Source organism: Aestuariivivens sediminis (genome assembly GCF_022662105.1).
GTDB lineage: Bacteria > Bacteroidota > Bacteroidia > Flavobacteriales > Flavobacteriaceae > Aestuariivivens > Aestuariivivens sediminis.
This window is the reverse complement of record NZ_JAKMCP010000002.1, coordinates 244,053-270,091: the sequence shown is the minus strand read 5'-3', so window position 1 is coordinate 270,091 and position 26,039 is coordinate 244,053. Positions and strand designations below refer to the sequence as shown.

Below are 26,039 nucleotides of genomic sequence, written 5' to 3'. Positions count from 1 at the left end.
TTCATAATGTCAAGTTTAAATTAATTAATTAAAGTTACTGTTACAGCCAGTATGGCTGGAACTGCTTGAATATAAAAAAGTTTTCGGTTTTTAGTGGTATATGTCCCATAAATTCCTGCTATAATTACACAAATTAATAAAAAAGAGGCCATTTTTAGATCTCTTTCAACAATAGAAAAAAGTAATCCAGCTGCTAAAAATCCATTGTATAAACCTTGATTTGCTGCCAATATTTTGGTTTCTTCGGCAAAAGTTTTAGATTTTAGTCCAAATGTTTTTATGCCTTTGGGTTTTGTCCAAAAAAACATTTCCAAAATTAAAAAGTAAATGTGTTCAAAGGCTACTATGGCAATCAAAAAAATTACCAGTGCATTCATTTTTCTATTAATTTAAGAGCTTGATCTACTTGAGTAACAGGGAGTTTACAAGCTTTGTTTACGCAAACATAAATGTAGGTGTCTTCCGGAGTAAATCTGTTCTCCAACAATGGCATTTTACTTTCTTTGTTACTGCCTGCTATTAATTTGTTAGGGATATAGGTCTTATTTAATTCAAATATTTTACCTTTCGCCTCTTCCCCTACAACAGCCACTTCGTAAAATGGATTGGTATAATTAAGCATCAAATCGAACCAATTGGAATAACCCGTTGGATATTCCCGCATTTCCGGTTTAACATTATTTAGCATAATCATTGCAACATTACCATAATGATCATTGTCAAAATAATGGGCGAGTCTGAATAAATTTTTTGCCATTATGGAGTTACTTCCAGGAATTACATTATCACGATATTCAATACTTCTGGATACCAATGAAGGATCCTTATCGGATGTGAAAAAGAACATATTACTGTGGTCATCAAAAAAATGATCGAAAGCATAATTAGCCAGATCCCTTGAAGTGTTTAACCATTTTTGGTCTAACGTGGTTTCGTAAAGTGCTAAAAATGCATCAATGGTAGTGGCATAATCTTCGAGATATCCATTAATGCTACTTGTGCCATTTTTATAATTATGATTCAAACCGCCATCTTCGCGTAACTGTTGTTCTAAAATAAAACGGGCATTTTTTTCCGCAGAAGCCAGATAATCTTTTATGTCGAGCACGCGATAGGCGTCAACGTAACCTTTAATCATTAAAGCATTCCAGGAAGTTAGCGTTTTGTCATCTAACCTTGGTTTGTCCCTTTTATTGCGTTCCTTGAGGAGTAGAGCTTTCCACTGTCCTCTTTTTTTAATAAGTTCTGCCTCAGAAATTTGGTGCTTATCAACAAAATGGGCATTACTGTCTTTTCTTATTAAAACATAGTTATTATGTTCCCAAAGACCATAGCTGTTAATGTTAAAATAATCTGAAAAAAGCTCAATATCCGCTTTCAAAATGGATTTCAGCTCGTCCTTAGTCCAGACATAAAAAGCACCTTCTTCCAAAATACCTTCAGGGGTGTTGCTATCCGCATCTAATGAGGAATAAAATGCCCCTTCGCTGTTGGTCATTTCTTCTTTAATATAATCTAAGGTTTCCATAATAACCTCTTTATACAAATCATTCTTGGTTAACAGGTAGGCATCTGAATATAAACTAACCAATTGAGCATTGTCATAAAGCATTTTTTCAAAGTGAGGGATATGCCATTTGGTGTCTACAGAATATCTTGAAAACCCACCACCTATATGGTCAAAAATTCCGCCATAGGCCATTTTTGTTAGTGTTAGATTTACAAAATCCATAAGTTCTTTATTATTCGTTTGATGGGCATAACGGAGTAAAAAATGATAATTGTTAGGCATCATAAATTTTGGCGCCCGATTTAAACCTCCGAAGCTTTGATCAAATTGTTTGGACCATTTACCTATGGCATTTTCAATGTATGACTTTTCAAAGACCGGTGTATCTGTATTTAAATTGACAATATCAATGGATTTGATACCTTCGGTTAATTTATTTGCATAGTCATAAAGCTTTTTGGGTTGCTCTTCAAAGAGTTTCGAGATTTGCTCAAGTGCATTTATCCATTGTTCCTTTTTAAAATAAGTGCCACCCCAAACAGGTCTGCCATCAGGCAAGGCAATGACATTTAAAGGCCAGCCACCGCTGCCAGTCATAAGCTGTACTGCATTCATGTAAACTTGATCTACATCGGGACGTTCCTCACGATCAACTTTTATGTTAATGAAATTACTATTCATAACTTGAGCGACCAAACTGTCTTCAAAACTTTCATGTTCCATAACATGGCACCAATGGCATGCAGCATAGCCAATACTGATGAGCATTAGCTTGTTTTCAGTTTTAGCCTTGTTAAGTGTTTCTTCGTTCCAAGGATGCCAATTTACAGGGTTATGTGCATGTTGCAGTAAATAAGGGCTCGTTTCGTTGACAAGGGCATTCGTATATTTATGTTCCATAGGAGTTGTGTTCTGTCCTTTACAGCTTAATAGGGCGATAAGTAAAAGCAAGATAAAATAGAATATATGCTTCATAGGTCTTTTTAAAGTTTAAATATAAGACATAAAAAAGCGTTCGTGAAATTGAACGCTTAACATTTTGTCATTTCAATAGTTTTATAATTATCCATTAATGGCGTCCACAGTTTCCACTTTACCAGGCAACATTTGTTTGAGCATATTTTCAATGCCGCTCTTTAAGGTGAAGGTTGAAGATGGACAACCACTGCAGGCTCCTTGTAACATCACACTTACATTTTTTTGCATGGCATCATAGGAAATAAACTGAATGTTACCACCATCACTAGCAACGGCAGGTTTTACATATTCTTCTAAAATTGTGACTATTTCTTTAGAGGTGTCATCCAAAGAATCAAACTTTTGATTCAAATGGTCGTTTGATTGATTTAATGTTTCAGCAGCGTGAGGAAGAACTATATCTTTGCCATCTTCAATGAAGGTTTTTATAAACTCACGAAGTTCCATGGTAATATCTTGCCATTCAGCCATATCATATTTGGTAATAGATACATAATTTTCTTCGAGGAATACACTTTTAACAAAAGGAAAGTGGAACAAAGCCGTAGCTAAAGGCGATAACTTCGCATCGTCAATTGAGGTAAATTCAAAAAGTGATGACACCATTTTTTTATTGGCAACGAATTTCATTACTGATGGATTTGGTGTGCTTTCGGCATAAATAGTTACGGGGACTTTACCCGACGAAGCGTGAGCCAGCTCAATAACGACACCACCTTCATTTAGATAGGCTTCAATTTGTTCGGCTACTTCATCTTGCACATCGCTCCATTCTACAATATTATAGCGTTCAACAGCTATGAAATGGCCTGAGATATACACTTTTTTAACAAAAGGCAAATAGAATAATTGCTGTGCTAAAGGGGAATCCTTAGCTTCATCAATATTGTTAAATTCAAAGCTCTGATGATTGGTTATAAATTGATTAACCTCAAACTTGATGATATTGTCATTACTTGTTTCTTGTATAGAAACCTTAAAAGTATTCATTTTGGCTATTTTTTTACAAAAATACTAAAAGAAAACTTAGATATCCATATATTTGAGATTTGTTCCACGGCATTTATAGGATTCTTGGAAAGGCTATTATTAAACTTGTGCCATCAGAACATTAGAAATAGACTAAACCTACTTAGATAAACTATTTATGAATTTACGATGTGTATTAGCATTTTTCACAGTGCTATTAATAAATAATATTGGTATCTCACAAGAAGGGTTACCGGTCTATACGGATTATCTAACGGACAATTATTATTTGATCCATCCCTCAATGGCTGGTGTTGCCAATTGTTCAAAAATCAGACTCACGGCGAGACAACAATGGTTTGGGCACGAAGATGCGCCAAAGCTTTTAACCTTAAGTCTCAATGGTAGAGTTGGAGATTCTCCCTCAGCCTTTGGAGGAATCCTGTACACCGATAAAAATGGATATCATTCCCAAACAGGAGCTTATGCCACTTATGCACATCACATCATGTTCTCCAGAAATGAAGTTGATTTAAACATGCTCTCCTTTGGCTTGAGTGTTGGATTTATCCAATATAAATTGGATGAAACAACATTTTTGTTTGATGGTCCGGATCCCATTATTTCTGGAACTGTGGAAAGCGACACTAATTTGAATATCGATTTTGGATTTTCTTACCATTATTTGGATTTTTATGCACATGCAACCGTTAAAAATGTATTAAAGAACTCGGGAATAAACAATGATATCGAAATTACCAGTAATTTAAGACGTTATTTGGTATCCATAGGGGGCGTTTTCGGTAAATTGGATAGTGAGTGGAGTTATGAACCATCGGTAATGTTCCAGTATAAGGATGGCACACAAGAGGCGTCAATAGACTTAAATGGAAAAGTCTACAAGGAAATGGAGTTTGGAAGATTATGGGCAGGATTGTCGTACAGAAGAAGTTTTGACGGGGCCGAGTACCTGGATGGCTCTGGGGTGAGCAGTCAAAAGTTACAATTACTGTCTCCCCTTTTAGGAGTTGATTACAATCAATTTATGTTTGCATATAATTATACCTACCAGTCAAATTCGTTGGTGTTTGCAAATGGAGGGTTTCATCAAATAACATTGGGCTATAACTTTAACTGTAGAAGAGAACGTTACGATTGTCATTGCCCTGCAGTGAACTAGATGTTCTAAAGGAGTTTTATTGATGATTCTGCTGTTTGATGTCATTACGAAATCATATATTTAAAATGGTCACAGAGTTCTGGATATTTTTTCAGACCACTCAAGAAAATCAATTTAAAAGCTCAAAATATGCCAATAATAAAAACAATAAATGGAATTTCACCACAAATACCCCAAGATTGTTTTATAGCCGATAATGCAACTATAGTTGGCGACGTGTCCATGGGGAACCAATGTAGTGTTTGGTTTAATGCTGTAGTTCGAGGAGATGTTCATTATATAAAAATCGGTGATAAGGTGAATATACAGGATGGAGCAGTAATACATGCCACATACTTAAAATCACCAACCCATATAGGTAATAACGTTTCTATAGGGCATAATGCTATTGTTCATGGCTGTACTATTCATGATAATGTGTTAGTGGGTATGGGGAGCATTATTATGGACGATTGTGTCATAGAAAGTAATTGTATAATTGCTGCAGGAGCTGTTGTAACAAAGAACACCCGGGTGGCGAGTGGCAGTATTTATGCAGGAGTCCCTGCGAAAAAAGTTAAGGATATTAGTGAGGAATTAATTTCTGGTGAAATCCATAGAATTGCCAATAATTATATTAAGTACTCGGGATGGTTTAAATAAATTCTTCTTGACCCAATGGAAAACGGTCATCTCCTCTTAAAAGACGTACATTTTAATTTTCTAAATTGGATTTTTCATTTTTAAATTCAGGAATGATTTGTCTAAGGCTATATTTAAATTACGTTCAACAATATTTGAAGTTGGGTTTGTATTACATAGGAAATTAAAATTTCAGGTATTCCACCTTATAGCGTTTACCCAATAGCGATTGCATTATGCCTGGATCACCATTTGAATAAAACTGAATATTTGATTTTGAATTTTGCAGGTTCATTAATAGATGCTGTTCCAAAACCACTTTTGTTTGTCGTGCTACAGCTTTACCTGAATCTATAATTTTAACATGAGATGGGAGTAAATCTAAAAGTAATGGAATCAGGTAGGGGTAATGTGTGCAACCTAAGACCAAATAATCAATATTGGCATCTAACATTGGACTTAAATAGAGCTTTAAAAGTGAAATCATTTCATCTGTATATAATTTTCCGCTTTCTATAAGTTCTACTATGCCATCACCAATTTGTTCTATGACTTTAATATTACTGGTAAATAGTGTCGACGTTTTCGAAAACAGCGCACTACTCAGAGTGCCTTTTGTAGCGAGGATTCCAATGGTTTGAGTTTTGGTATGTAATGCTGCCGGTTTTATAGCAGGTTCAATTCCTATAAATGGAACACTGTAGGTTTGCCTGAGATAATCAATAGCATTGGTAGTTGCTGTATTGCACGCCACAACAATGAGCTTACAATTTTTTTCCAAAAGCAATTCCGTGTTTTTAATACTTAAATCGATTATGTGCTCCTTGCTTTTTGAACCATAAGGGGCATTGGCACTATCTGCCAGGTAAATTGTATTTTCAAGGGGCAAAAGCCTATGGATCTCTTTCCATATGGACGTACCACCTACACCGGAATCGAATATACCAATAGGGTCTGTATTCATTTATATATAAAAATATAAAAGCTGCTTTTTACTTAGAGCAGGCTAAGCAAAAAGCAGCTTTTTTTAAAATATAAATTGTAAGCAAGGATTGTTAAATACCTAATTCTTTTTTAACATCGTCTAAAAGATTTTTACCATCAGACATGATAACCATATTCTGAGAAGAATCTAAAACATAATCAAAACCCTGTGCTCTTGCAACTTTAAGTATGGCTGATTTTGCTTTTTCGGTTATAGGTTTTAACAAATCAATTTCTTTTTTCTGCATGTCTTGTTGTGCATCTGCTTGAAATTGTTGGATGCGTTGTTGTTTTTCTTGAAGTTCTAAACCTCTTTTTTGATTTTCTTCATCCGTTTTTGTTGCGGCCTCAGCTTCATATTGCTTAACTGTATTTTGGTATTCGGTGATGGAGGCTTGCATATCAGCTTGGTACGTTTTACCTAAGGCTTCCAGCTCAGATTGTGCAGCTTTCATTTCTGGCATAGCCTGAATTAATTCTGCCGTGTTTATATGGGCAACCTTACTTTGGGCTTTAGAAAAACTAACCGTTCCTATACATATGGCCGTTGCTAATAAAATAGTTTTTAAGTGTTTCATTTTGTTAATTTGTATTAAAATATGTTATAAATTGTTAATTGTTACTTAGAGAGTCTCGTGCTCTTTGGCGGTCTTCTATAGCTTTTTCGCGTTCTGCAAGGATTCTCTTTTTTCGTTCTTCTAATTCTTTTTTACGAGCTTCTCTGTCTTTTAATTTTTTTTGTCTGTTTTCCTCTATTAATTCTTCTCTTGTTTTGGGTGTTTCTACAGCTGTAGAGTCGCTCACGGTTTCGACATTACTTTTATCTGTAATTTCTTCATTGGCATCGCTACTTTGTTCTTTTCTGTCTTCTAATCTTTCTTGTATCGCCTTTTCGCGTTCAGCTAAGATTTCTTGTCGACGCTCTTCAGCAGCCTTCTTTTTGGCCTCACGGGCAGCTAAAATTTCTTGTCGTCGTTTTTCTATTGCACTTTCCCGCTCTGATTTTTTTTCTTCCAATGCCTTTTCACGTGCTTCAAGTTCTTCATTAATCTCAGGGACTAATTCTTCTTCTTCCGCAGCTTTTCGCTCCGCTTTAGAAGATACCTGTCTGCGTTTAGATGCTCTAGTGATTGTCCTTAATATTTGTTCACTTAAATCGTACTGCTTTGCGGAATATAACATTACTACATCTGCCGATTTATCGAAAATAAAATCATACTTTCTGCCAGCTGCCACATCTTGCACAGCAGCAAAGATTTGATCTTGAATGGGCTGCATCAATTGTTTTTTCTGAATAAACAAATCGCCATTTGGACCAAATCGCTTTTGTTGATAGTCCAATATTTCCTTTTCTTCATAATACAGATCCTCTTCTCGCTCATTTATAAGTTCTTTCGTTAACAAAGCCTTTTCGTTACTTAGTGCAGTGCGTTTTTGTTCCAATTCACCCAATCTCACATCGATTTCACTTTTCCATTTCTGAGCTTTGCTTTCGAGTTGATTTGTCGCTTCTTGATATTCCGGAACATTTTCTAAAATATATTCAGTATCTATATACCCTATTCGTACACCTCTTTGCGCATGCACGGAAAAGCATAGAAGGAGTATTAATGCCAATAAAAAAAGAACTTTATTTTTCATCTGATTAATTTCATTAATTTTAATTATTGAATGTAATTCGCAAAGTAAACATTTTCATTGGTATTAAAAATTTTACATTGCCATTTCAAAATTAACGAATTTTAACCTTAAAAATTTCACACATTTATATTTTAATAAATCGTTCAACATATTAAAAACGTTTTTAAATACTTGTTGTATACGTTCTCCTTCCCATTTTCTTTAGGCAGGTTACTTATTTAAGAAATGTTACGATACATTAAATAAAACAATTTATAATTTCTTATTGTTTTTAACTAAGTTGTAAATCATTAAACTTATTAGAAAATATCGTGCCAAAATAAATTTTAGTTTAAAATTGCTGTCCTATTATAAAATGGGTTTCCCAACCATGTTTCGTCCCGGTGTCTCCCGGAATAGTATCGAATCCATGCCCAAAATCAATTCCTAATAACCCAAATGCCGGCATAAAAATACGAACTCCGAAACCTGCAGAGCGATTAATATTAAAAGGATTGTAATCTCTAAAACTATTATAAGAAGCCCCTCCTTCTAAAAAGGTTAATCCGTAAATTTTTGCCGAAGCCCCCAAGGTTATCGGGTAACGAAGCTCAAGTGAAAATTTGTTATAAATGGTCCCACCATCCTGGTCGGATAAAGATTGATTTGGGTAACCTCTTAAAGCAATTGCCTCACGTCCATCCAGGCTATAAGTGCCCAGACCATCCCCACCAAGGAAATAACGCTCAAAAGGAATAATACCTCTGTCATTATTATAGGCTCCCAAAAATCCAAATTCCACACTTGGTTTTAAAACTAAGTTTTTTACAATTTGAGTGTACCAATCCCCCTTAAAACTTACTTTGTAAAATTCAAGCCATTTGTAACGCTCCTGATCTATTTCACTAATTCTGTTTGAAGCAGTAGTTCTGTCGGCCGTAGAACTATTTGGATCAGCGAGTATGTCCTGATTGTCATCACGTTCGCTTTTCAAGGCGGTATAGTCTACATTGTTAAATAAAGAATAGGGGATGGTTAATTTGGCAGTGGCTGCGAAATTAGATCCCCCAGTGGGAAATATAGGATCTATACGTGTGTTGTTTCTGCTAAGTCCGACCGTATAGGATAAATTCTTAGAGCTACCATTTCCAAATGTAAATAAACCTGTGTTGTAATTTTGTAAATCATAATGTTGGAAACTGATAGCTTGTGATAAGGTAAAGTAATCGTCTGGTACGGATAAGCGTTTGGCTAATCCAAATGTGATTCCTGTAATATTAAATCGTCTGGATTTATCGGCCCTTCTTGTTATGTAATCGTATAAAAATTGTTTGGTATGTGATATGGAGGCGGAAAATTGAACAGGGCGTTTACCTCCCAGCCAGGGCTCTGAAAATGAAAAGCTATACGTTTGGAAAAAGCGACTAGCTTGTAAACGCAAAGCTAATTTTTGTCCATCCCCCATAGGAATAGGTTTGTAAGCTTTTTTATTTAAGATATCCTTAATGGCAAAATTATTAAATGAGAGTCCAAGTGTACCAATAAAGCCGCCACCGCCATAACCCCCTTGTAATTCAATTTGACTGGACCCGGCTTCTTTTACTTTATATTCAATATCTACGGTTCCTTCATTTGGATTGGGATTTTGGATATCTGGTGTGAGTTCTTGAGCATCAAAAAATCCTAATTGTCCTAATTCTCTAATTGTACGCACTACATCAGCTTTACTATATAACTGTCCTGGACGTGTCCGCATTTCACGGTATATGACATGATCATTAGTTTTGTCGTTTCCGGATACACTAACATTGTTAAAATAGGCAGGCTTTCCTTCGATAATTCTTATTTCAAGATCAATGACATTGTCATCGGCACTAACTTCTACCGGATTTATGGTAGAAAATAAATAACCATTATTTTGATACTGATTGGTGATATCCAGGGCATCCGGTTTTGAGGGATCTGCAATCCTTTTTTCCAAAAGCACACCATTATAGGTATCCCCCTTTCTTATACGTAAAATTCTATTAAGAAATTCGTCACTATAAACGGTGTTCCCTATAAATTTGATATCACCAAAAGTATATTGTTCTCCTTCGTTAACATTAATTTGAAGTGAAATGGTTTTATCATTGTTAATGATTAAACTGTCTGAAATGACACGGGCATCTCGATAACCGTTTTCTTTATATTTATCTATAAGATGTCCTAAATCGGCTTGGTAGGCAGAATCCACAAACTTTGACCGCTTTAATATGCGTAAGCGATTAATTTTTTTTGTGTTCTTCATGGCTTTTCTAAGTTTTTTGTCACTTAAAACGTCATTACCCTGAAAAACAATGTCTTTAATTTTAACCTTTTCTCCTTTATCGACATTCAATACCATATTAACACGTGACGTTTTTATTGAGTCTTCAACCTCAATGGTGTTAATATGGACTTTAGTATTTAAATAACCTTCCTTTTTATATTTGGTTTCAAGGAAATTTTCAGTCGTTTTAATAAGGTTCTCCGTAACTTTAACACCTTTATTTAACTTATTGTCTTTAATGATACCTTCTATTTTACCCTTTTTCACCCCATTTACTTTTAATTCATTAAGTTGAGGCAGGTCGGATAGTTTAATTTGTAAAAAGGCTGTATCACCTTCAACTTTAGTTAAGAAAACTTCTATGTCACTAAACAAATTAGAGCCCCAAAGTTTTTTTATGGCATTGGCAATATCTTCTCCTGGGATGGTTATTTCCTTTCCTTTTCTCAAACCGGAATAGGATATAATGGTTTGATCATTAAATGTGGTATTCCCAGACACCGTTATATCTCCCAAAATGTATTTTTCACCGTCGCTGTACGTTGTATTTTGAGCATAAAAACAGTTATTACTAAAATAAATTACAATAACTAGTGCTGTTAAACAGGCTTTAATAAAAGTATATAGACATAAACTCCTAACTGAGTTGCTCGCTTGTTTTCCCAAATCGTCGTTCTCTTTTTTGATATTCAATAATAGATTCATACAAATGTTCCTTTGTAAAATCTGGCCATAGTGTATTTGTAAAATACAATTCGGCATAGGCAATTTGCCATAATAGAAAATTACTTATACGTTTTTCTCCACTTGTCCTAATGAGTAAATCTACGTCTGGCAAATTTTGCGTGTAAAGATGCTCATTTATAATTGATTCATCAATATTTTCGGGCGAAATTATATTATTTTTAACTTTAATGCTAATTTCTTTTACACTGTTTATAAGTTCTTCTCTTGAACCGTAGCTTAACGCCAGTGTTAGGGTCATATGGCTGTTTTGTTTTGTTGCGTTAATAACTTCAAGAAGTTCACTGTAAACCTTTGCTGGCAGGGTCTTTAAACTGCCAATCGCACAAAGCTTTATACGGTTATCTTTAAGCGTTTTGATTTCTTTTTTTAAGGAAGATACCAAAAGCCTCATCAGGGTCTCGACTTCTAGTTTTGGTCTTTTCCAGTTTTCGGTGGAAAAAGCATAGAGTGTTAAGTTTTTGATACCTAATTCAGCCGACGCTTCAACGACTCGTTTAACGGCCTTGGTGCCATTTTCATGGCCGAAGGTGCGCAACATCCCTTTTTGTTTAGCCCATCTACCGTTGCCATCCATTATTATGGCCACATGTTTGGGAAGTGCTTTCCTATTTATGTCTTTTATTATATCCATTTTAATTTGAAGGACAGTAACATGGATTTAATCCGAAGGTATAGGTGAGGGTAATTCCAGAGAATACATACCAATCGTAATTATTAATATTTCCAAAACGGTATTGTTGTCGAAATTGATCATCTGGAATGCTGCCATCCAATTCGTCAGAGAATGTATATCTGGCCCCAATTTCCACACTTAAAATAAAATTATCTAAAAAGGTGGTTTTAACACCCAGAGCCATAGGAATTCCGTAGGCCCAACTAGATGTGTTTTCCGGCGTTTGAGTACCATTCAGGAAATAAAAGTTATCATGATGCGCAACACTTATCCCACCATATAAGTAAGGAGTGGTTAATTTTTTCCCGGTATGAAGGTCAAAATCAAAAAAGGTAAATTCCATACCCACCGAAAGCTCGATAATATCATTTGTAAATTCATAACCCCTTTGTATACGTCTGGGGTCATCTGAATTTGTGTCTATACCTTCGAGTTCCGTGAAAATCAAGGAGGCTCTCCAAGAGTGTCTTGGACTTCTGTTCCATTTATAAACGGCCCCAAAAGCAAGCTTTTTAGGGGCAATGTAATTTGTGGACCCAACATCTCCAATAAAATTACTTCCGCCTAAAAAAAGACCAACTTCGTTTATTTGGGAGTGGCTTAAATTGATGCTAAAAATACTTAATGCCAATATGATTAGATGCCTCATAAATGTTCAAAAGTGTGCAAATATAATAAATAAGATGAGCCCATTATAATTTGAGCTTCATAAGTCTCGAACTTATCAAAACTTTTATCAATGGACTAAAAAATGCCCTGTCTTACTTCTAAATTCAACTTGTTTCCTAATAAAGCCCTGCTATCTGCTTTAAAAATGACTGTTTCAGAGCACAAAATCATCAAATTTTGTGTCTTAAAAAGTTTAGATAAGTTCATTGTTTAAAACTGAATTTAATTCAAAATATTGTTTTGAAGGTTTTGCTGTAATGATAATCCATACCTCAGGATTAATTTCGTTTATCCTCCCCCCAAAGTAATTTTTTGCGAAGGGTTACAAAAAAGCTTTCATTTAAGAGGTCGATCATTTTAATCTTAAAGTCGGCTTTTTTAATGGTTATTAATGTGCCATTATCAAGTGTTGCTATACGAGAGTCCAATGAGACCAGGTGATTTTCTTCACGTCCATCAACTTTTAATTGGATTTCTGTGGAATCTGGAATAATTAATGGACGAGCACCTAAGTTATGAGGAGCAATAGGCGTTAAGACAAAATTTTTGGCACCCGGGGTAATAACGGGTCCCCCACAGCTTAATGAATATCCGGTGGAACCTGTTGGGGTAGACACAATTAAACCATCACTCCAATAAGAGGTAAGGTATTCGCCATCTAAATAGGTTTCAACAGTAATCATGGAAGTGGTGTTTTTTCTACTTACCGCAACTTCGTTTAAAGCAAAATTAAGTGAAGCGATGGTATCGTTTTTTGGAAGGGTTTCAACCGAAAGTAAGCTGCGTTCAGAAATTCTATATTTCCCATCAATAATATCTTGCATGGCCGTCTCTATCTCATTATCTTGAATTGTAGCCAAAAACCCTAATCTACCTGTATTAATTCCGATAATGGGAATGTCTATATTCTTTACAAAGGTTATCGCTCTTAAAATGGTACCATCGCCTCCAACACTCACAAATAAATCAAATGAGTCATTTAAAGCGTCAAAGGTTTTAAACGATTCGAAGTCTTTGATAATGGTCGAATTGTTTTTTATTAAGTTGTAGAACTCGGTTTCAATATAGGCCTCAATGTTATTTTTAAGCAAATAATTAAAGAGCGCCAATACTGAAGCACTTGTCGTTTTATTGTAAAATCGCCCAAATACAGCAACCTTCATAATGAATTACATGTTTAAATATTTGTTTAAGTAGTCTGAACGATCCTTTAGAGTTTGGTTATAACTGTCATCTTCATGTCCGGAAACAATATGGTAACTATACCTTCTAAAGGTTTGTAAAATATCACTCAGGGAGGTTTTGCCAATTTTTAGGGTTACCTGAACGACATCATTTTTAGTTTTAGAAATAAAAGCGCCTAATAATTTCCCGCCATTAGATTCGACAATCTGACTTATCTCACTAAACGAATAATCGTTTACCCCTTTTTCTATGACTACAATTCCCCCTGGGTCGATGAAAAAGGGCGATTCTCCAAATAAGCTTATGACGTCATTTAATTCATAATAGCCCAGATAATTATTGTTCTCATCCAGCACGGGCATGATATTACTCGAATTTCTGGCAAACGCTTCCAGGACATCTAACCATAAGGTCGTGCTTTTTACATAAAAATCTTCCAAAGCATAACTGTAATCCATAATAGATTTGCTGCCCTCAAAACAATGAACATCCGTTTCGAATAAACACCCGATGTAATTGTTATCGCTATCAACTACAGGGATATGGGAATAGATTAATTGATTAAAAAGTTGCTGTAGATCACTGATTTTATCGGAACTCCTTACGGGATTTATATCGTTTATAATTAATTCTGAAAGTTTCATATCTTCCATGGTTATGTACACGCAAATTAATTAAAAAAATAGTATTTAACCCTTTTCAACTTTGTATTTTTGCGTTTTAATGTGATTACATGACTAAGTTAAGTGTAAATATCAACAAGGTAGCGACCTTGCGCAATTCTAGAGGAGGTAATGTCCCTAATGTGCTTCAATTTGCCAAAGATGTTCAGCGGTTCGGTGCTGAAGGCATAACCATCCATCCGAGACCGGACGAACGACATATACGATATCAAGATGCTCGTGATTTAAAACCTGAGGTGTTTACAGAATTTAATATTGAAGGAAATCCCGTAGAATCTTTTATAAATCTGGTTATGGAGGTAAAACCAACTCAGGTAACCTTGGTACCGGATGCCGTTGACGCGATAACCAGTAATGCCGGTTGGGATACGGTTAAGAACAAATTGTTTTTAATTGATGTAATCAAGGAATTTCAAAATAAAGGGATAAGAACTTCGATATTTGTTGATCCGGATTTAAAACAAATTGAAGGAGCAAAACGGACTGGTACAGATCGAATCGAGTTGTACACCGAAGCCTTTGCATATCAATATAGTTTAGGTAATAAAAAGGCTGTGAAGCCTTATGTTGTTTGTGCCGAATTGGCAAACAAGTTGGGTTTGGGCGTTAATGCTGGTCATGATTTATCCTTGGATAATATTGCCTTTTTCAAGAATGAAATTCCCGGGTTATTGGAAGTTTCTATTGGCCATGCCTTGATAGCCGAAAGTTTGTATTTGGGTGTAGAGAATGTAATACAAATGTATCTGAATAGGTTAAAATAGGGGGTTGAATATTTACAGGCGAAATCACGGAGTCCCTATTGGTAATGATAGGAACAATTAAATGATAGATTAGTGACAAATAAGATATTACATTCGAACATCATAGGAGAAGGAATACCATTTGTTATTTTACATGGGTTTTTAGGGATGGGGGATAACTGGAAGACCTTGGCAAAAGAGTTTAGTTCCATTGGATTTCAAGTGCATTTGGTCGACCAAAGAAATCATGGTAGAAGTTTTTGGAGTAATGATTTTAGTTACGAATTTCTTGCGGAAGACTTAAAAAAATACTGTGAGGCATATCATCTAAAAGAAATTATACTCTTAGGGCATTCTATGGGGGGTAAAACCGCCATGTTATTTGCGTCACTTTACCCAAATTTGGTTTCAAAGTTACTGGTTGCTGATATTTCTCCTCGATTTTATCCAGTACATCACGAGGTCATTTTGGAAGGATTGTCGGCCTTAAATTTCGACGAAATAAAAAACAGAGGGGAAGCCGAAGACGTTTTAAGTCACTACATTCCTGAAAAGAGCATTAGACAATTTTTATTAAAAAACCTCTATTGGAAGGAAAAAGATCGTTTAGCCTTGCGCCTCAATCTGAGTGTTTTAAAGCAAGAAGTTGCAGAGATAGGAGAGCCTTTACCGACCTTCGCTACTTTCGAAAAAGATACTTTGTTTTTACGAGGAGATCGTTCGGAATATATTGGTATAGAGGATGAAACCATAATTTCCAATCATTTTCCAAAAGCTAAAATTGTGACCATTGCCAATGCAGGCCATTGGTTGCATGCCGAAAATCCGAAGGCCTTTTTTGATGCGGTTATTAAGTTTGCTTAATATTTTTATATGATTATATGAAGAAAACAAATAGTATTAGAAAGATTTGGTACAGTTTGTCATCCAATCAAAGGTTTTTGTTTAGAAGGTTATATTATTTTCCAATTGATTTATTAGATCAGGTGTTAGGCAGAAGGCATAAATATGTGCCGCCAAGGGGTATGATTTATACAGGCTCTTCAATAGGTTCAAAAGAGTATTTAAAGCAGGGGCAATTCCAGTTGAATTTACTCAAAGAAGAAATTGATTTATTACCAAGCGATAAGGTTTTGGATATAGGTAGTGGAGTAGGAAGGACAGCAATTGCACTTACAAAATATTTAAACAAAGAAGGCACTTATGATGGATTTGATGTAGTGAAAAAGGGCGTTGAATGGTGTAATAAAGGTATAGGTGAAGATTTTTCTAACTTTAAGTTTAAATATGTTCCAGTTTTTAATGATTTGTATAATACGTCTAAAATGAAGGCAACAGAATTTAAATTTCCTTATGGCAATAATAGTTTTGATAAGGTTTTCTCAATTTCTTTGTTTACGCATATGCAATTGGATGAAATACAGCACTATTTTTATCAAATAGCAAGAGTGGTGAAACCCAATGGGTTGTGTTTTTCAACATTTTTTCTGTATGATTCACATGATGAAAAATATATATCTGAAAAAGAACATTTTAATTTTCCTTATAAGAGAGAAGGCTATAGGTTGATGAATGAAAACGTTAAATCTGGCAATATAGCCATACATAAAAATGTATTAAAATCAATGCTTCAAAATGCTGGTATGGAATATATAAGAATTGTAGATGGCTTTTGGAAAAGTAAAACACTTAATAACACTGGAAGAGAATATCAAGATATAGTGATTTTTAAAAGGATTTAATTCAAATCATTTTCCAAAAGCTAAAATTGTTACCATTGCCAATGCAGGCCACTGGTTGCATGCCGAAAATCCGAAGGACTTTTTTGAAGGGGTTAAGGGATTTGTGGCATAGTTTTTTGTACTTTTAATGAAACTTCAAGCCTATGAAACTTATAATCAAACTTTTGTTAAATGCCTTAGCGGTAATTATTCTGGCAAATATATTATCCGGTGTTTATGTCGATAGTTTTGTAACGGCCATAATAGTAGCTGCTGTACTATCCATTTTAAACCTGTTGGTAAAGCCTATCTTAATCATTTTTACACTACCCATAACCATTATTACCCTTGGGTTGTTCTTACTCATTATTAATGCACTTATTATTCTCCTGGCGGATAATTTAATTACTGGATTTTCAGTGAATAACATTTGGTGGGCCATTCTCTTTAGTGTCCTGTTGTCCATACTTCAATCCATATTGCATTCGCTTTTGAAAGAAGACAAAAGGGCATGAATTTTTTCCGAATATAATTTTCGTAAAGTAAGAAATCATAAAATGGCATGGACTATCAAGATGGATCATGAAGTGCAACTAAAGCCTGTTATTTCTGGAATATAAAATTCAGTTTTTACAGAAGAAAAAATAGCTTCTAAATCAAGTAATTAAAACTTTGTCGGGCTGCAAAAAATGTTATACTTTTGCGTCCCGATTTTTAGTTATAATTAGAGTTTAAAACATGAATATTACAAGAGAAAACGTTGATGCATTAAATGCGGTGGTTAAAGTAGACATCGCTAAAGAAGATTATAGCGATAAAGTAGAAAAAATCTTATCCGATTATCGCAGAACTGCAAACATTCCGGGGTTTAGAAAAGGACATGTGCCGATGGGAATGGTAAAAAAACAATATGGTAAAGCGGTATTGGTTGACGAAGTAAATAAGTTACTTCAAGATGCATTGAACAAATATCTTACCGAAGAAAAGTTGGATGTATTAGGACAACCATTACCTAAGCCACAGGATAATATCGATTGGGATGCCGATGGCTTTACATTTGAATTCGAGTTGGGATTGGCTCCGGAGTTTGAAGTAAACCTTAAAAGTAAAAAGGCGATTACTCAATATAATATCATTGCTGATGATAAAATGATTCAAGAGCAGATAGAACGTATTCAAAAGCAATATGGGAAATTAGTGCCTCAGGATACCATTGAAAAGGACAGTGAGATTACAGGAACCTATAAAAATGAAGACAAAGAAATTGATAATTCGGTAACTTTAACATTAGATAAATTCAAGGGAAAAGAGACGGAAAAGAAATTTGTAGGGGCCAAAGTAGGAGATGTTTTTACCCTAAAAACTAAAGGGTTATACGATGACGATCATGAATTGATGCATGCTCTAAAGTTGGGGCATGATGAGGTCCACGGATTGGATATTGAAGTAACTTTTACCATTACCGAAATTAACAAGCGGGAACTGGCTGATTTAGATCAGGAGTTATTTGATAAATTATTTGGAAAGGACGTTGTTAAAACAGTTACCGAGTTAAAAGCCAAGATCAAGGAAGATGCCGAAAAGCAATTTATCCAGCAAGCAGACCAAAAGCTGTTAAACGATGTTACCGAATATTTGGTAGAAAACACGAAGTTCGATTTGCCATCCGAATTTTTAACCAAATGGCTACAGACCGCTGGTGAGAAGGAAATGGATCTGGATCAGGCCAAGGAAGAATATGAAAAGTCCGAAAAAAGCCTGCGTTACCAATTAATAGAGGGTAAACTCATTGAAGAAAACAATATCCAAGTCACCATGGAGGATATTAAAAATCATGCAAGGGAAATGATCAAAGGACAGATGGCCCAATTTGGACAAATGAATCCATCAGATAAAGAATTAGACGATATTGCTGCTCGTGTGTTATCTAACCAGGAGGAAGCGCGTCGCATTTCAGAGCAATTAATTAGTCAAAAATTGCTAGGGGTTTACAAAGAAAAGGCCAATTTGAAAGTGAAAGAATTGAGTTACGAAAACTTTGTTAAAGAAGTTTACGGCGACAAATAAATCAAATAATAATTCCTTATATTTAAGCGCTTAAACCGAGTTAGTTTAGGCGCTTTTTTTTATTCAATGATAACGAAACAAAAAGGATTGAGCCTTAAGGTATAAAGGTTAAAATAGATAAAATTAGAATATAGATTATGGATTACACAAAGGAATTTGAAAAATTCGCTATAAAGGATCAAGGCATTAGCAGTACGTATTACAACAAAATAATTAGTAGTATGTACCCCATTAATTTAACGCCAAATATTATTGAAGAGCGCCAAATGAATGCCGTTGCAATGGATGTCTTTTCTAGATTAATGATGGACAGGATTATTTTTCTGGGGACGGCAATTAATGATCAAGTTGCAAACATTGTTCAGGCACAACTGTTATTTCTGGAAAGTGCAGATGCATCGAAGGATATTCAAATTTATATCAATTCTCCAGGAGGCAGTGTTTATGCGGGTTTGGGAATTTATGATACCATGCAATTTATCAAACCGGATGTCGCTACCATTTGCACTGGAATGGCTGCTTCAATGGGAGCGGTATTATTGTGTGCAGGAGAAAAAGGAAAACGTAGTGGATTAACCCACTCAAGGGTTATGATTCATCAACCATTAGGAGGAGCCCAGGGTCAGGCAAGTGATATTGAAATTACAGCAAGGGAAATATTGACCCTAAAGGAAGAACTTTATAAAATTATAAGCAAGCATTCAGGCCAGGAGTATGATAAAGTTTATAATGACAGTGATCGAGACTTTTGGATGAAGGCTGATAAAGCCAAGGAGTATGGTATGATAGATGAGGTGTTGATAAGAAATTAAAATATAATTTGTAGTTTTATATAGCCTTAACAAGAAGGTTGAAAGAGGGATTAAAACATAATTAATGGCAAAAGAAGAGTTAGAATGTTCGTTTTGTGGTCGAAAAAAGCCGGAAACAAACTTATTAATTGCTGGATTGGATGCTCATATTTGTGATAGATGTATTGAGCAAGCCCATGGCATTGTTATTGAAGAATCTAAGCAAAGTGACAGTAGTGATTTATCTGCAGAGTTAAAACTACGTAAGCCGCTACAAATCAAAGAATTTCTAGATACTTACATTATTGGTCAGGAGGCGACCAAAAAAGTGATGTCTGTAGCCGTATATAATCATTATAAACGATTATTACAACCAGCTTCAAATGATGATATTGATATCCAAAAAAGTAATATCATTATGGTGGGGCAAACGGGAACGGGTAAAACATTAATGGCAAAAACCATAGCAAGAATGTTAAATGTGCCTTTAGCCATTGTTGATGCGACCGTGTTGACAGAAGCGGGATATGTTGGGGAAGATGTAGAAAGTATATTAACACGTTTATTGCAAGCAGCCGATTATAATTTGGATAAAGCGGAAAAAGGCATTGTATTTATTGATGAAATCGATAAAATTGCTCGTAAAAGTGATAATCCATCCATAACCCGTGATGTTTCAGGAGAAGGTGTACAACAAGCTTTGTTAAAACTTTTAGAAGGTACTATGGTTAATGTACCGCCAAAAGGGGGTAGGAAACATCCGGATCAAAAATTCATTGAGGTTAATACGGAAAATATTTTGTTTATAGCCGGAGGGGCTTTTGATGGTATTGAGCGTGTTATTTCTAAACGGTTAAACATGCAGGCCGTTGGGTATAGTGCATCAATTTCTGATAATGTTGTGGACCAGAACCATTTGTTACAATACATTATCCCCAAGGATTTAAAAGACTTTGGACTCATTCCTGAAATCATAGGACGTCTGCCGGTATTAACCTATATGGACCCACTTGATGCTAAAACATTAAGGGCTATTCTCACTGAACCAAAGAATGCAATTATTAAACAGTACAAAAAGCTGTTTGCCATGGATGATATCGAGTTTACCATAACTGACGGCGCACTTAATTTTATTGTTGATAAAGCTATCGAATACAAATTAGGGGCAAGGGGATTACGTTCACTTTGTGAAGAAATTTTAACAGATGCTATGTTTGAATTGCCAAGCAGTGAAGAGAAAAAATTAAATGTGAATAAACTTTATGCCGAAGAAAAATTAACCAAAACCACTTTGAAGAAACTTAAGGCTGTATCTTGATAAAAGTCAGGTAGTAATATAAAAGAAAACCACGCTTTTGGCGTGGTTTTTTATGGATGGTTAATTAATATAAAAGCATTACGAGGAATTTCAAAGCCTTACTTATAAGTTAACTAAAAGTAATTCTAATTAATTATCACACAAAAGTTTTTATTCGCTTTTAGATAAGTCGAAATAAATACTCGTTAAAAAACTGCTGGACGTAAATTTAGTCGATAAATGGGTCTATGAATCTAGTTTTAAAAGTGATTCTAAATAAGTTCTGGTATTGGAAAGACGAGGTATTTTATGTTGTCCACCCAGCTTATTGTTTTGCTTTAACCAGTCGTAAAATAAATTATGACGAGCTACATTTATGGTTGGCTTATTTAAGGTTAAATTGTTATAGCGTTTGGCCTCATAATCTGAATTTAAAGCTTTTAATGCATTGTCGAATAATTCGGTAAAATAATCAATATCCTTGGGAGGGGTCTTAAATTCAATAAGCCATTCATGCGCACCTTTTGCTTTACCATCCATAAATATGGGCGCAGCTGTAAAATCGACAATTTCGGCCTTGGTACGTTTGCATACTTTTTTTAAGGCCACTTCGGCATTTTCAATGATGAGTTCTTCCCCAAAAACATTAATATGGTGTTTGGTTCGACCGGATATTTTTATTCGGTAGGGATTCAAGGAGGTAAATCTAATGGTATCGCCCACTTTGTAACGCCATAGTCCCGCATTCGTGGTTATGATTATGGCATAGTTGACATTTAATTCCACCTCGCCAAGCGGAATAGCCTTTTCTTTTGGAGTATCGTAAAGCGTCATGGGAATGAACTCATAAAAGATTCCATAATCCAACATTAACAGTAACTCGTTGGAATTATTTTGATCTTGAATCGCAAAGAAACCTTCAGAAGCATTGTAAATTTCATAATATTTGAAACCCCTTTTGGGTAGAATATTCTTATATTGGTTAGTATAGGGGGTAAAGCTAACACCACCATGAAAATACACTTCTAAATTAGGCCAAACCTCTAACAGATTAGATTTGCCAGTAGTCTCCAAAACCTGGTTTAGGAGCACAAGCATCCAGGAAGGCACGCCTGCCAGACTTGTAACGTTTTCGTTAATGGTTTCATTAACAATAGCTTGCATTTTGTGTTCCCAGTCACTCATTAATGAGACTTTATTACTCGGTGTACTGCTAAATTCAGCCCAAAACGGCATGTTGTCAATCAAAATTGCAGAAAGGTCACCAAATACAGTCCCGTTCTCCCTGTAAAGTTCTTTACTACCGCCTAACCGTAAGCTTTTGCCGGTAAACAATTGGGAGTCTTCATTGTTGTTCAAATACATGCACAATAAGTCCTTACTAGCCGCATAATGGCAATCTTCAAGGGATTCTGGACTTACTGGAATGAATTTGCTCCGAGACCTTGTTGTGCCACTTGATTTTGCAAACCATTTTATGGGGGTTGGCCAAAAAATGTTGTTTTCACCAAGACGTGAGCGTTCAATGATGTCCTGCCAGCCATCATAGTTTTTTATAGGAATACGTTCTGTAAAAGTCTTGTAGTTTTTAATGGAGTTGAAATCATATTGTTTTCCAATCTCCGTGTGTTTGGCAAAATCCAAAAGGCTAAATAGTAATTCATTTTGAACTTCATTGGGATATTTCAAAAACAATTCAATTTGGTGAAACCGCTTTTTTAAAAACCAAGAAGCAATAGAATTGACTAAAGGTATTGACATAATTATTATATCTTTAAGATTTCTAAAATAATACTTTTTTTCATGTTCTACCAAGGTGTTTTAACAAAAATGGAAACCGAATTTTCCAGCCCTATTCAATATTATTTGGTATTTGAAAATGACTTTATAAATATGAATCAGTTATTGGATAAATCCGTAACGATTCAATTTGTAAAGTATCAATGTTTAAACTGTGGAATGGATAAACCCATTTATAGACAGGGATTTGACAGACAGTGTTTTTTTGAAGTTCCTCAGGCAGCAGACTGGGTGTTGCGCCCAGAATTAAGCATGGCCCATTTGGGGAAAGAAGACCGGGATTTGGAATATGAAAAACAAGTTCAATTGCAGCCTCATATTGTCTATTTGGCCAATTCCAGTAATGTTAAAGTTGGAGTTACTCGGAAGAGCCAGATTCCAACACGATGGATAGATCAAGGGGCACATGAAGCTATTGAGATTGTTGAAGTACCAAATAGATACCTGGCAGGTATTACCGAAGTGGCTTTAAAAGATCATGTAAATGATAAAACCAATTGGCGCACCATGTTGAAAAATGAAATAAAAGATGAAGATTTGGTGTCATGGCGGGAGCGTTTAAAATCGTATGTGCCAGAGGAGGTAAAGGAATATTTTATAGATAATAATACGGAAACCAATTTGAATTTTCCTGTACATAGGTATCCCAATAAACCTAAAAGCTTAAATATTGTAAAGCTTCAGAGTTATACCGGTAAGCTGGTGGGGATAAAAGGGCAATATCTTATTTTCGAGGATGAAACGGTGTTTAATATTCGCGCCAATGAAGGTTTGGTAGTAAAAATTTCCATGGTGTAAAGTCCGGTTTTAATTAACCGTATCTTTCGGCTTATTCTTTTTCTGAAACAGACCTCCAAGAACATTTTTAACCGTGTTGGTGGTACTGGATGTTGTCGAGTCCGGTGTTGATCTGCTGCCAACAATATCTTGTAACACCTTATTTATGGTTTGGTCTTGTTCTTTTTTTAGGGAATCTGTTTTGGTTTGATTCCCACCTATAACATGGCCAATTAAACTTTGGACCTTATCCTTTCCCTGATTGAGTAATTTTTGCTTTTCAATTTCAATAAGTTGCTGGGTTAGGGTTTTTACACCACTTGAAAGATCCGTATTAACAGATGGGTTGGTAAAAGACCCTGTAATGTTAGCGGCAACGGGGATGGAAATCGAATTCACCTCGGCGGCATCTATTTTCCCAATGAGCCTGTTAACTTCACTTCCTAAATATTTGGCAGGAACATTAAATACAGCACGATAGTCAATCGTTTTATCAAATCCATGCGTACCAGAAATTTCAATATTGATATCTTGATATTTTAACTGAAAAGGTTTTACGGCAACCCTACCATCGGCAAATTCGAATTTGGTTTTTAAGTCATTTAAATTCAGTTTGTCGAAATCCACAAAATTAAGAGCGCCTTCAAGATTACTGATAAGTTTGGATTCATCTGCACTGATTTTTGTAGATAGCAATTCCGCTAAGGCATTACCAGAAACTGAATTTAAAATAGGAGAAAAGTCATCGTCCAAATTACCTTTTAAATTAATGTTGGTGTTTAATTTGCCTTGCAGCAATTTTGCAATTGGTGCTAAATTTTGTAACAATGCCATGCCGTTAAAAGATTTGGCAATATCAAAATTATTGGCATTTAAATTTAGGTTGAAGTTTGGGGTTTCCTCATTTGTGGTAACCTCTCCGGCAATGGCTAGTGCACCATCGAATATATTGGATGTTAAGTTGATTAATGATGCTTTTTGGTCTTTTATTAATAAGGTCCCTTTTACGTCTTTAAGGTTTAAATTATCATAAACTACCGTTTCCGCATTGGCATTAATGGTACAATCCAAAAAATCCGGTATTTTTAATGCATCCGATGATGTTTTGGTTTCCTGATCTTTTAGAGGTTCATCTACAGTCATAAAATCATTAACCTTAAACAGCTTGGAACTCGCCTTAAAATCACCTTGTAATTTACCGTTACTTAGCAAAAAACCGGTTAAATTATTAATAGTTCCGGTAACGAATAAATCACTATCCCCCGTTTTGGCCTTAAAAGGGTTTAAGGTAACCGTCCCGGAATTAAGGTTCATATGGGCACTCGAAATAATTATGGGACTTGGAAAAGATTTGGTTGTAAATTCAAGATCATTAATACTTATGGTACCACTATTTTTTATACGATCATAAGCATTGGTTTCAATAGCATCCATATCGAAAGCGGTATTGACATTGCTTTTCAAAATACCTTTTATTGGGTAGTCGAGCGTTATAGGGTACACTTTTGTGAGGTTGGCCAAGTTTAAAATGCCATTAATATGAGCGTTCACTAACATATTTTTACTGATATTTTTTAAAGTGGCGGAAGACTTAAAAACATCAGAATCAATAGTAAAGTCAAGCGTATTAATATCCACATAGGTGTCATCAGCACGACCCGTGGTGTTTTTTATTGAAGTGTTAATGGTAATATTGCTGACCCGTTTTGGTAAATCGGGATATTTAAAGGACGCATTGTTGGAGGTAATGGTGATATCAAACTGGGGTATGGTTTCTTCAGAACTTAAGCCTTTAACAAGGCCTTTCACCTTGAAATCACCTGTAGTTTCTACCGCGTCAATATTTTTCGAATAGTCTTTTGGAATAACGGCTAAGAAGTTTTTAAAATCAGATTCGGGGTTTTCGAAGGTAATATCAATGTCTTGCCCCTTTTCCAACTGTTTCACATAACCCTTAAATTCAATGGGGAGTTGATTGATAAACCCTTTATTATCCTTAAAAGTGTAAGTGCTGTTACTTAAATCTAAACCAATTATTGCCTGTAATGTAATCCTGTTATTATTAAGGTAATTGATGCTGTCGATACTCAAACTCACATTGGTTTCAGTTGTCGTTTCTAACTCCGATGTTTCAGCAGAAAAAATGCCGCGCCCTTGATGGTTAAATTCCGTAAGGTGAATCGCTGTATTTGAAGCTTCATCGATGTAATTTAAGGCACTATTGTTTATTTTGTAATCTTTGATATCCAAAGTAAAACTGTTTTCACCGGATGAAGCTGAATCGCCTTTTTTAGTAATATCATAGTTGTTATTACCAAAAACATCTGTTTTTAAAGTTAACAGGGCCTCATTAACTGTAATAGCATTAACCACCATTGGATCTCCATTTTTTTTGAACAATTCCTTGATGGACATCGTAAACGAAATGTCCTTAGTGGAGGCAAAGGTTTCGTCTTTAAAAGGGTCTATATTGGTAATTACCAAATCACTTACGGTTACATGAGCCCTGGGAAAACCTTTTATAAAGCTCAGACTCAAATCACTAAATTCAACCCTGGCGTTAAGATTATCGTTTATCAACCGTTTAACGAGGTCATTTATTTTGCCCTGAAAGGCATATGGAATAGCTATAAGTAAGGCGAATATAATAAGTAGAGAAATACCGGTGATTTTTAAGACTTTCTTCATAAAATGGATATACTTTTTCTTTACT

At 35.2% G+C, this 26,039-nt stretch carries 23 protein-coding genes and 1 pseudogene; 11 read left to right on the top strand and 13 right to left on the bottom strand.

Annotated features, from left to right (window positions below; genetic code table 11):
* Nucleotides 1-20 precede the first annotated feature (20 nt).
* From MR054_RS05590 to MR054_RS05580, 3 genes are all read right to left on the bottom strand, one after another.
* Nucleotides 21-377 carry a DUF1304 domain-containing protein gene (locus MR054_RS05590; protein WP_242156892.1) on the bottom strand — a complete coding sequence of 119 codons (357 nt, stop codon included), beginning with the start codon at nt 375-377 and terminating at the stop codon, nt 21-23.
* Nucleotides 374-2,485, bottom strand: a complete 2,112-nt coding sequence (locus MR054_RS05585) for a thioredoxin domain-containing protein (RefSeq protein ID WP_242156891.1) — start codon at nt 2,483-2,485, stop codon at nt 374-376. Before MR054_RS05585 ends, MR054_RS05590 begins: the two co-directional genes overlap by 4 nt.
* An 87-nt stretch (nt 2,486-2,572) precedes the next feature.
* Nucleotides 2,573-3,478, bottom strand: a complete 906-nt coding sequence (locus MR054_RS05580; RefSeq protein WP_242082746.1) for a NifU family protein — start codon at nt 3,476-3,478, stop codon at nt 2,573-2,575.
* 157 nt (nt 3,479-3,635) lie between these two features.
* Here MR054_RS05580 and MR054_RS05575 point away from each other — a divergent pair, with 157 nt between their 5' ends.
* Together MR054_RS05575 and MR054_RS05570 are read left to right on the top strand one after the other, a co-directional pair.
* Entirely contained in the window at nt 3,636-4,637 is a 1,002-nt protein-coding gene (locus MR054_RS05575) for a PorP/SprF family type IX secretion system membrane protein (RefSeq protein WP_242082745.1), read from the top strand.
* Nucleotides 4,638-4,766: 129 nt separating this feature from the next.
* The gene (locus MR054_RS05570; protein WP_242156890.1) at nt 4,767-5,279 is read left to right on the top strand and encodes a gamma carbonic anhydrase family protein; all 513 of its coding nucleotides are present in this window, start codon (nt 4,767-4,769) and stop codon (nt 5,277-5,279) included.
* Nucleotides 5,280-5,442: 163 nt separating this feature from the next.
* On the opposite strand, the gene murI is transcribed toward MR054_RS05570, so the two are convergent.
* The 8 genes from murI to MR054_RS05530 all read right to left on the bottom strand — a co-directional run bounded on the left by murI (nt 5,443) and on the right by MR054_RS05530 (nt 14,091).
* Complete coding sequence (gene murI, locus MR054_RS05565; protein WP_242156889.1) at nt 5,443-6,222, bottom strand: glutamate racemase; 780 nt, start codon at nt 6,220-6,222, stop codon at nt 5,443-5,445.
* Nucleotides 6,223-6,313: 91 nt separating this feature from the next.
* Nucleotides 6,314-6,820, bottom strand: a complete 507-nt coding sequence (locus MR054_RS05560) for an OmpH/Skp family outer membrane protein (RefSeq protein WP_242082742.1) — start codon at nt 6,818-6,820, stop codon at nt 6,314-6,316.
* A 34-nt stretch (nt 6,821-6,854) separates the two neighbouring features.
* Nucleotides 6,855-7,883, bottom strand: a complete 1,029-nt coding sequence (locus MR054_RS05555; protein ID WP_242156888.1) for an OmpH/Skp family outer membrane protein — start codon at nt 7,881-7,883, stop codon at nt 6,855-6,857.
* A 331-nt stretch (nt 7,884-8,214) separates the two neighbouring features.
* Complete coding sequence (bamA, locus tag MR054_RS05550) at nt 8,215-10,878, bottom strand: outer membrane protein assembly factor BamA (protein WP_242082740.1); 2,664 nt, start codon at nt 10,876-10,878, stop codon at nt 8,215-8,217.
* A complete protein-coding gene (locus tag MR054_RS05545; RefSeq protein ID WP_242082737.1) occupies nt 10,811-11,551 on the bottom strand; it encodes an isoprenyl transferase in 741 nt (246 codons plus the stop codon). Before MR054_RS05545 ends, bamA begins: the two co-directional genes overlap by 68 nt.
* 1 nt (nt 11,552) lies before the next feature.
* On the bottom strand, nt 11,553-12,242 hold the full coding sequence (gene porG / locus MR054_RS05540; RefSeq protein ID WP_242156887.1) for a type IX secretion system protein PorG: 690 nt from the start codon (nt 12,240-12,242) through the stop codon (nt 11,553-11,555).
* 298 nt (nt 12,243-12,540) lie between these two features.
* On the bottom strand, nt 12,541-13,425 hold the full coding sequence (locus tag MR054_RS05535) for an NAD kinase (protein WP_242082732.1): 885 nt from the start codon (nt 13,423-13,425) through the stop codon (nt 12,541-12,543).
* A gap of 6 nt (nt 13,426-13,431) precedes the next feature.
* Nucleotides 13,432-14,091: a CBS domain-containing protein gene (locus MR054_RS05530; RefSeq protein WP_242156886.1), complete on the bottom strand. Its 660-nt coding sequence runs from the start codon at nt 14,089-14,091 to the stop codon at nt 13,432-13,434.
* 89 nt (nt 14,092-14,180) lie between these two features.
* Here MR054_RS05530 and MR054_RS05525 point away from each other — a divergent pair, with 89 nt between their 5' ends.
* The 8 genes and pseudogenes from MR054_RS05525 (at nt 14,181) to clpX (ending at nt 20,770) form a co-directional block, all read left to right on the top strand.
* Complete coding sequence (locus tag MR054_RS05525) at nt 14,181-14,894, top strand: pyridoxine 5'-phosphate synthase (protein ID WP_242156884.1); 714 nt, start codon at nt 14,181-14,183, stop codon at nt 14,892-14,894.
* A gap of 72 nt (nt 14,895-14,966) precedes the next feature.
* Nucleotides 14,967-15,737 carry an alpha/beta fold hydrolase gene (locus MR054_RS05520; protein ID WP_338081510.1) on the top strand — a complete coding sequence of 257 codons (771 nt, stop codon included), beginning with the start codon at nt 14,967-14,969 and terminating at the stop codon, nt 15,735-15,737.
* Between the two features lie 17 nt (nt 15,738-15,754).
* A complete protein-coding gene (locus MR054_RS05515) occupies nt 15,755-16,615 on the top strand; it encodes a class I SAM-dependent methyltransferase (RefSeq protein WP_242156882.1) in 861 nt (286 codons plus the stop codon).
* Nucleotides 16,616-16,622: 7 nt separating this feature from the next.
* A pseudogene (locus MR054_RS05510) lies at nt 16,623-16,727 on the top strand (alpha/beta fold hydrolase); the annotation flags it as partial.
* 31 nt (nt 16,728-16,758) lie between these two features.
* Nucleotides 16,759-17,109 (top strand): phage holin family protein, encoded by a 351-nt coding sequence (locus MR054_RS05505; protein WP_242082729.1) that lies wholly within the window; start codon nt 16,759-16,761, stop codon nt 17,107-17,109.
* A gap of 223 nt (nt 17,110-17,332) precedes the next feature.
* The gene (gene tig / locus MR054_RS05500) at nt 17,333-18,661 is read left to right on the top strand and encodes a trigger factor (protein ID WP_242156880.1); all 1,329 of its coding nucleotides are present in this window, start codon (nt 17,333-17,335) and stop codon (nt 18,659-18,661) included.
* 137 nt (nt 18,662-18,798) lie between these two features.
* Nucleotides 18,799-19,473: an ATP-dependent Clp endopeptidase proteolytic subunit ClpP gene (gene clpP / locus MR054_RS05495; RefSeq protein ID WP_242082727.1), complete on the top strand. Its 675-nt coding sequence runs from the start codon at nt 18,799-18,801 to the stop codon at nt 19,471-19,473.
* A 64-nt stretch (nt 19,474-19,537) separates the two neighbouring features.
* On the top strand, nt 19,538-20,770 hold the full coding sequence (gene clpX / locus MR054_RS05490) for an ATP-dependent Clp protease ATP-binding subunit ClpX (RefSeq protein ID WP_242082725.1): 1,233 nt from the start codon (nt 19,538-19,540) through the stop codon (nt 20,768-20,770).
* Between the two features lie 225 nt (nt 20,771-20,995).
* Here the strand turns inward: clpX and MR054_RS05485 are convergent, their stop codons facing one another.
* Nucleotides 20,996-22,510: a GH3 auxin-responsive promoter family protein gene (locus tag MR054_RS05485; RefSeq protein WP_242156878.1), complete on the bottom strand. Its 1,515-nt coding sequence runs from the start codon at nt 22,508-22,510 to the stop codon at nt 20,996-20,998.
* Nucleotides 22,511-22,552: 42 nt separating this feature from the next.
* Between MR054_RS05485 and MR054_RS05480 the strand changes: the two genes are divergently transcribed.
* Entirely contained in the window at nt 22,553-23,347 is a 795-nt protein-coding gene (locus MR054_RS05480; protein WP_242082722.1) for a DUF2797 domain-containing protein, read from the top strand.
* Between the two features lie 9 nt (nt 23,348-23,356).
* On the opposite strand, the gene MR054_RS05475 is transcribed toward MR054_RS05480, so the two are convergent.
* The gene (locus MR054_RS05475; RefSeq protein WP_242156876.1) at nt 23,357-26,014 is read right to left on the bottom strand and encodes an AsmA-like C-terminal region-containing protein; all 2,658 of its coding nucleotides are present in this window, start codon (nt 26,012-26,014) and stop codon (nt 23,357-23,359) included.
* Nucleotides 26,015-26,039: the final 25 nt, after the last annotated feature.

Coding starts and splice junctions, on each gene's coding strand:
- porG (WP_242156887.1), bottom strand. CDS start 12,242: ATGAGGCATCTAATCATATTGGCATTAAGTATTTTTAGCATCAATTTA.
- MR054_RS05575 (WP_242082745.1), top strand. CDS start 3,636: ATGAATTTACGATGTGTATTAGCATTTTTCACAGTGCTATTAATAAAT.
- MR054_RS05480 (WP_242082722.1), top strand. CDS start 22,553: ATGTTCTACCAAGGTGTTTTAACAAAAATGGAAACCGAATTTTCCAGC.
- MR054_RS05545 (WP_242082737.1), bottom strand. CDS start 11,551: ATGGATATAATAAAAGACATAAATAGGAAAGCACTTCCCAAACATGTG.
- tig (WP_242156880.1), top strand. CDS start 17,333: ATGAATATTACAAGAGAAAACGTTGATGCATTAAATGCGGTGGTTAAA.
- MR054_RS05525 (WP_242156884.1), top strand. CDS start 14,181: ATGACTAAGTTAAGTGTAAATATCAACAAGGTAGCGACCTTGCGCAAT.
- clpP (WP_242082727.1), top strand. CDS start 18,799: ATGGATTACACAAAGGAATTTGAAAAATTCGCTATAAAGGATCAAGGC.
- bamA (WP_242082740.1), bottom strand. CDS start 10,878: ATGAATCTATTATTGAATATCAAAAAAGAGAACGACGATTTGGGAAAA.
- MR054_RS05580 (WP_242082746.1), bottom strand. CDS start 3,478: ATGAATACTTTTAAGGTTTCTATACAAGAAACAAGTAATGACAATATC.
- MR054_RS05505 (WP_242082729.1), top strand. CDS start 16,759: ATGAAACTTATAATCAAACTTTTGTTAAATGCCTTAGCGGTAATTATT.
- clpX (WP_242082725.1), top strand. CDS start 19,538: ATGGCAAAAGAAGAGTTAGAATGTTCGTTTTGTGGTCGAAAAAAGCCG.
- MR054_RS05535 (WP_242082732.1), bottom strand. CDS start 13,425: ATGAAGGTTGCTGTATTTGGGCGATTTTACAATAAAACGACAAGTGCT.
- murI (WP_242156889.1), bottom strand. CDS start 6,222: ATGAATACAGACCCTATTGGTATATTCGATTCCGGTGTAGGTGGTACG.
- MR054_RS05475 (WP_242156876.1), bottom strand. CDS start 26,014: ATGAAGAAAGTCTTAAAAATCACCGGTATTTCTCTACTTATTATATTC.
- MR054_RS05560 (WP_242082742.1), bottom strand. CDS start 6,820: ATGAAACACTTAAAAACTATTTTATTAGCAACGGCCATATGTATAGGA.
- MR054_RS05570 (WP_242156890.1), top strand. CDS start 4,767: ATGCCAATAATAAAAACAATAAATGGAATTTCACCACAAATACCCCAA.
- MR054_RS05530 (WP_242156886.1), bottom strand. CDS start 14,091: ATGAAACTTTCAGAATTAATTATAAACGATATAAATCCCGTAAGGAGT.
- MR054_RS05515 (WP_242156882.1), top strand. CDS start 15,755: ATGAAGAAAACAAATAGTATTAGAAAGATTTGGTACAGTTTGTCATCC.
- MR054_RS05555 (WP_242156888.1), bottom strand. CDS start 7,883: ATGAAAAATAAAGTTCTTTTTTTATTGGCATTAATACTCCTTCTATGC.
- MR054_RS05485 (WP_242156878.1), bottom strand. CDS start 22,510: ATGTCAATACCTTTAGTCAATTCTATTGCTTCTTGGTTTTTAAAAAAG.
- MR054_RS05590 (WP_242156892.1), bottom strand. CDS start 377: ATGAATGCACTGGTAATTTTTTTGATTGCCATAGTAGCCTTTGAACAC.
- MR054_RS05585 (WP_242156891.1), bottom strand. CDS start 2,485: ATGAAGCATATATTCTATTTTATCTTGCTTTTACTTATCGCCCTATTA.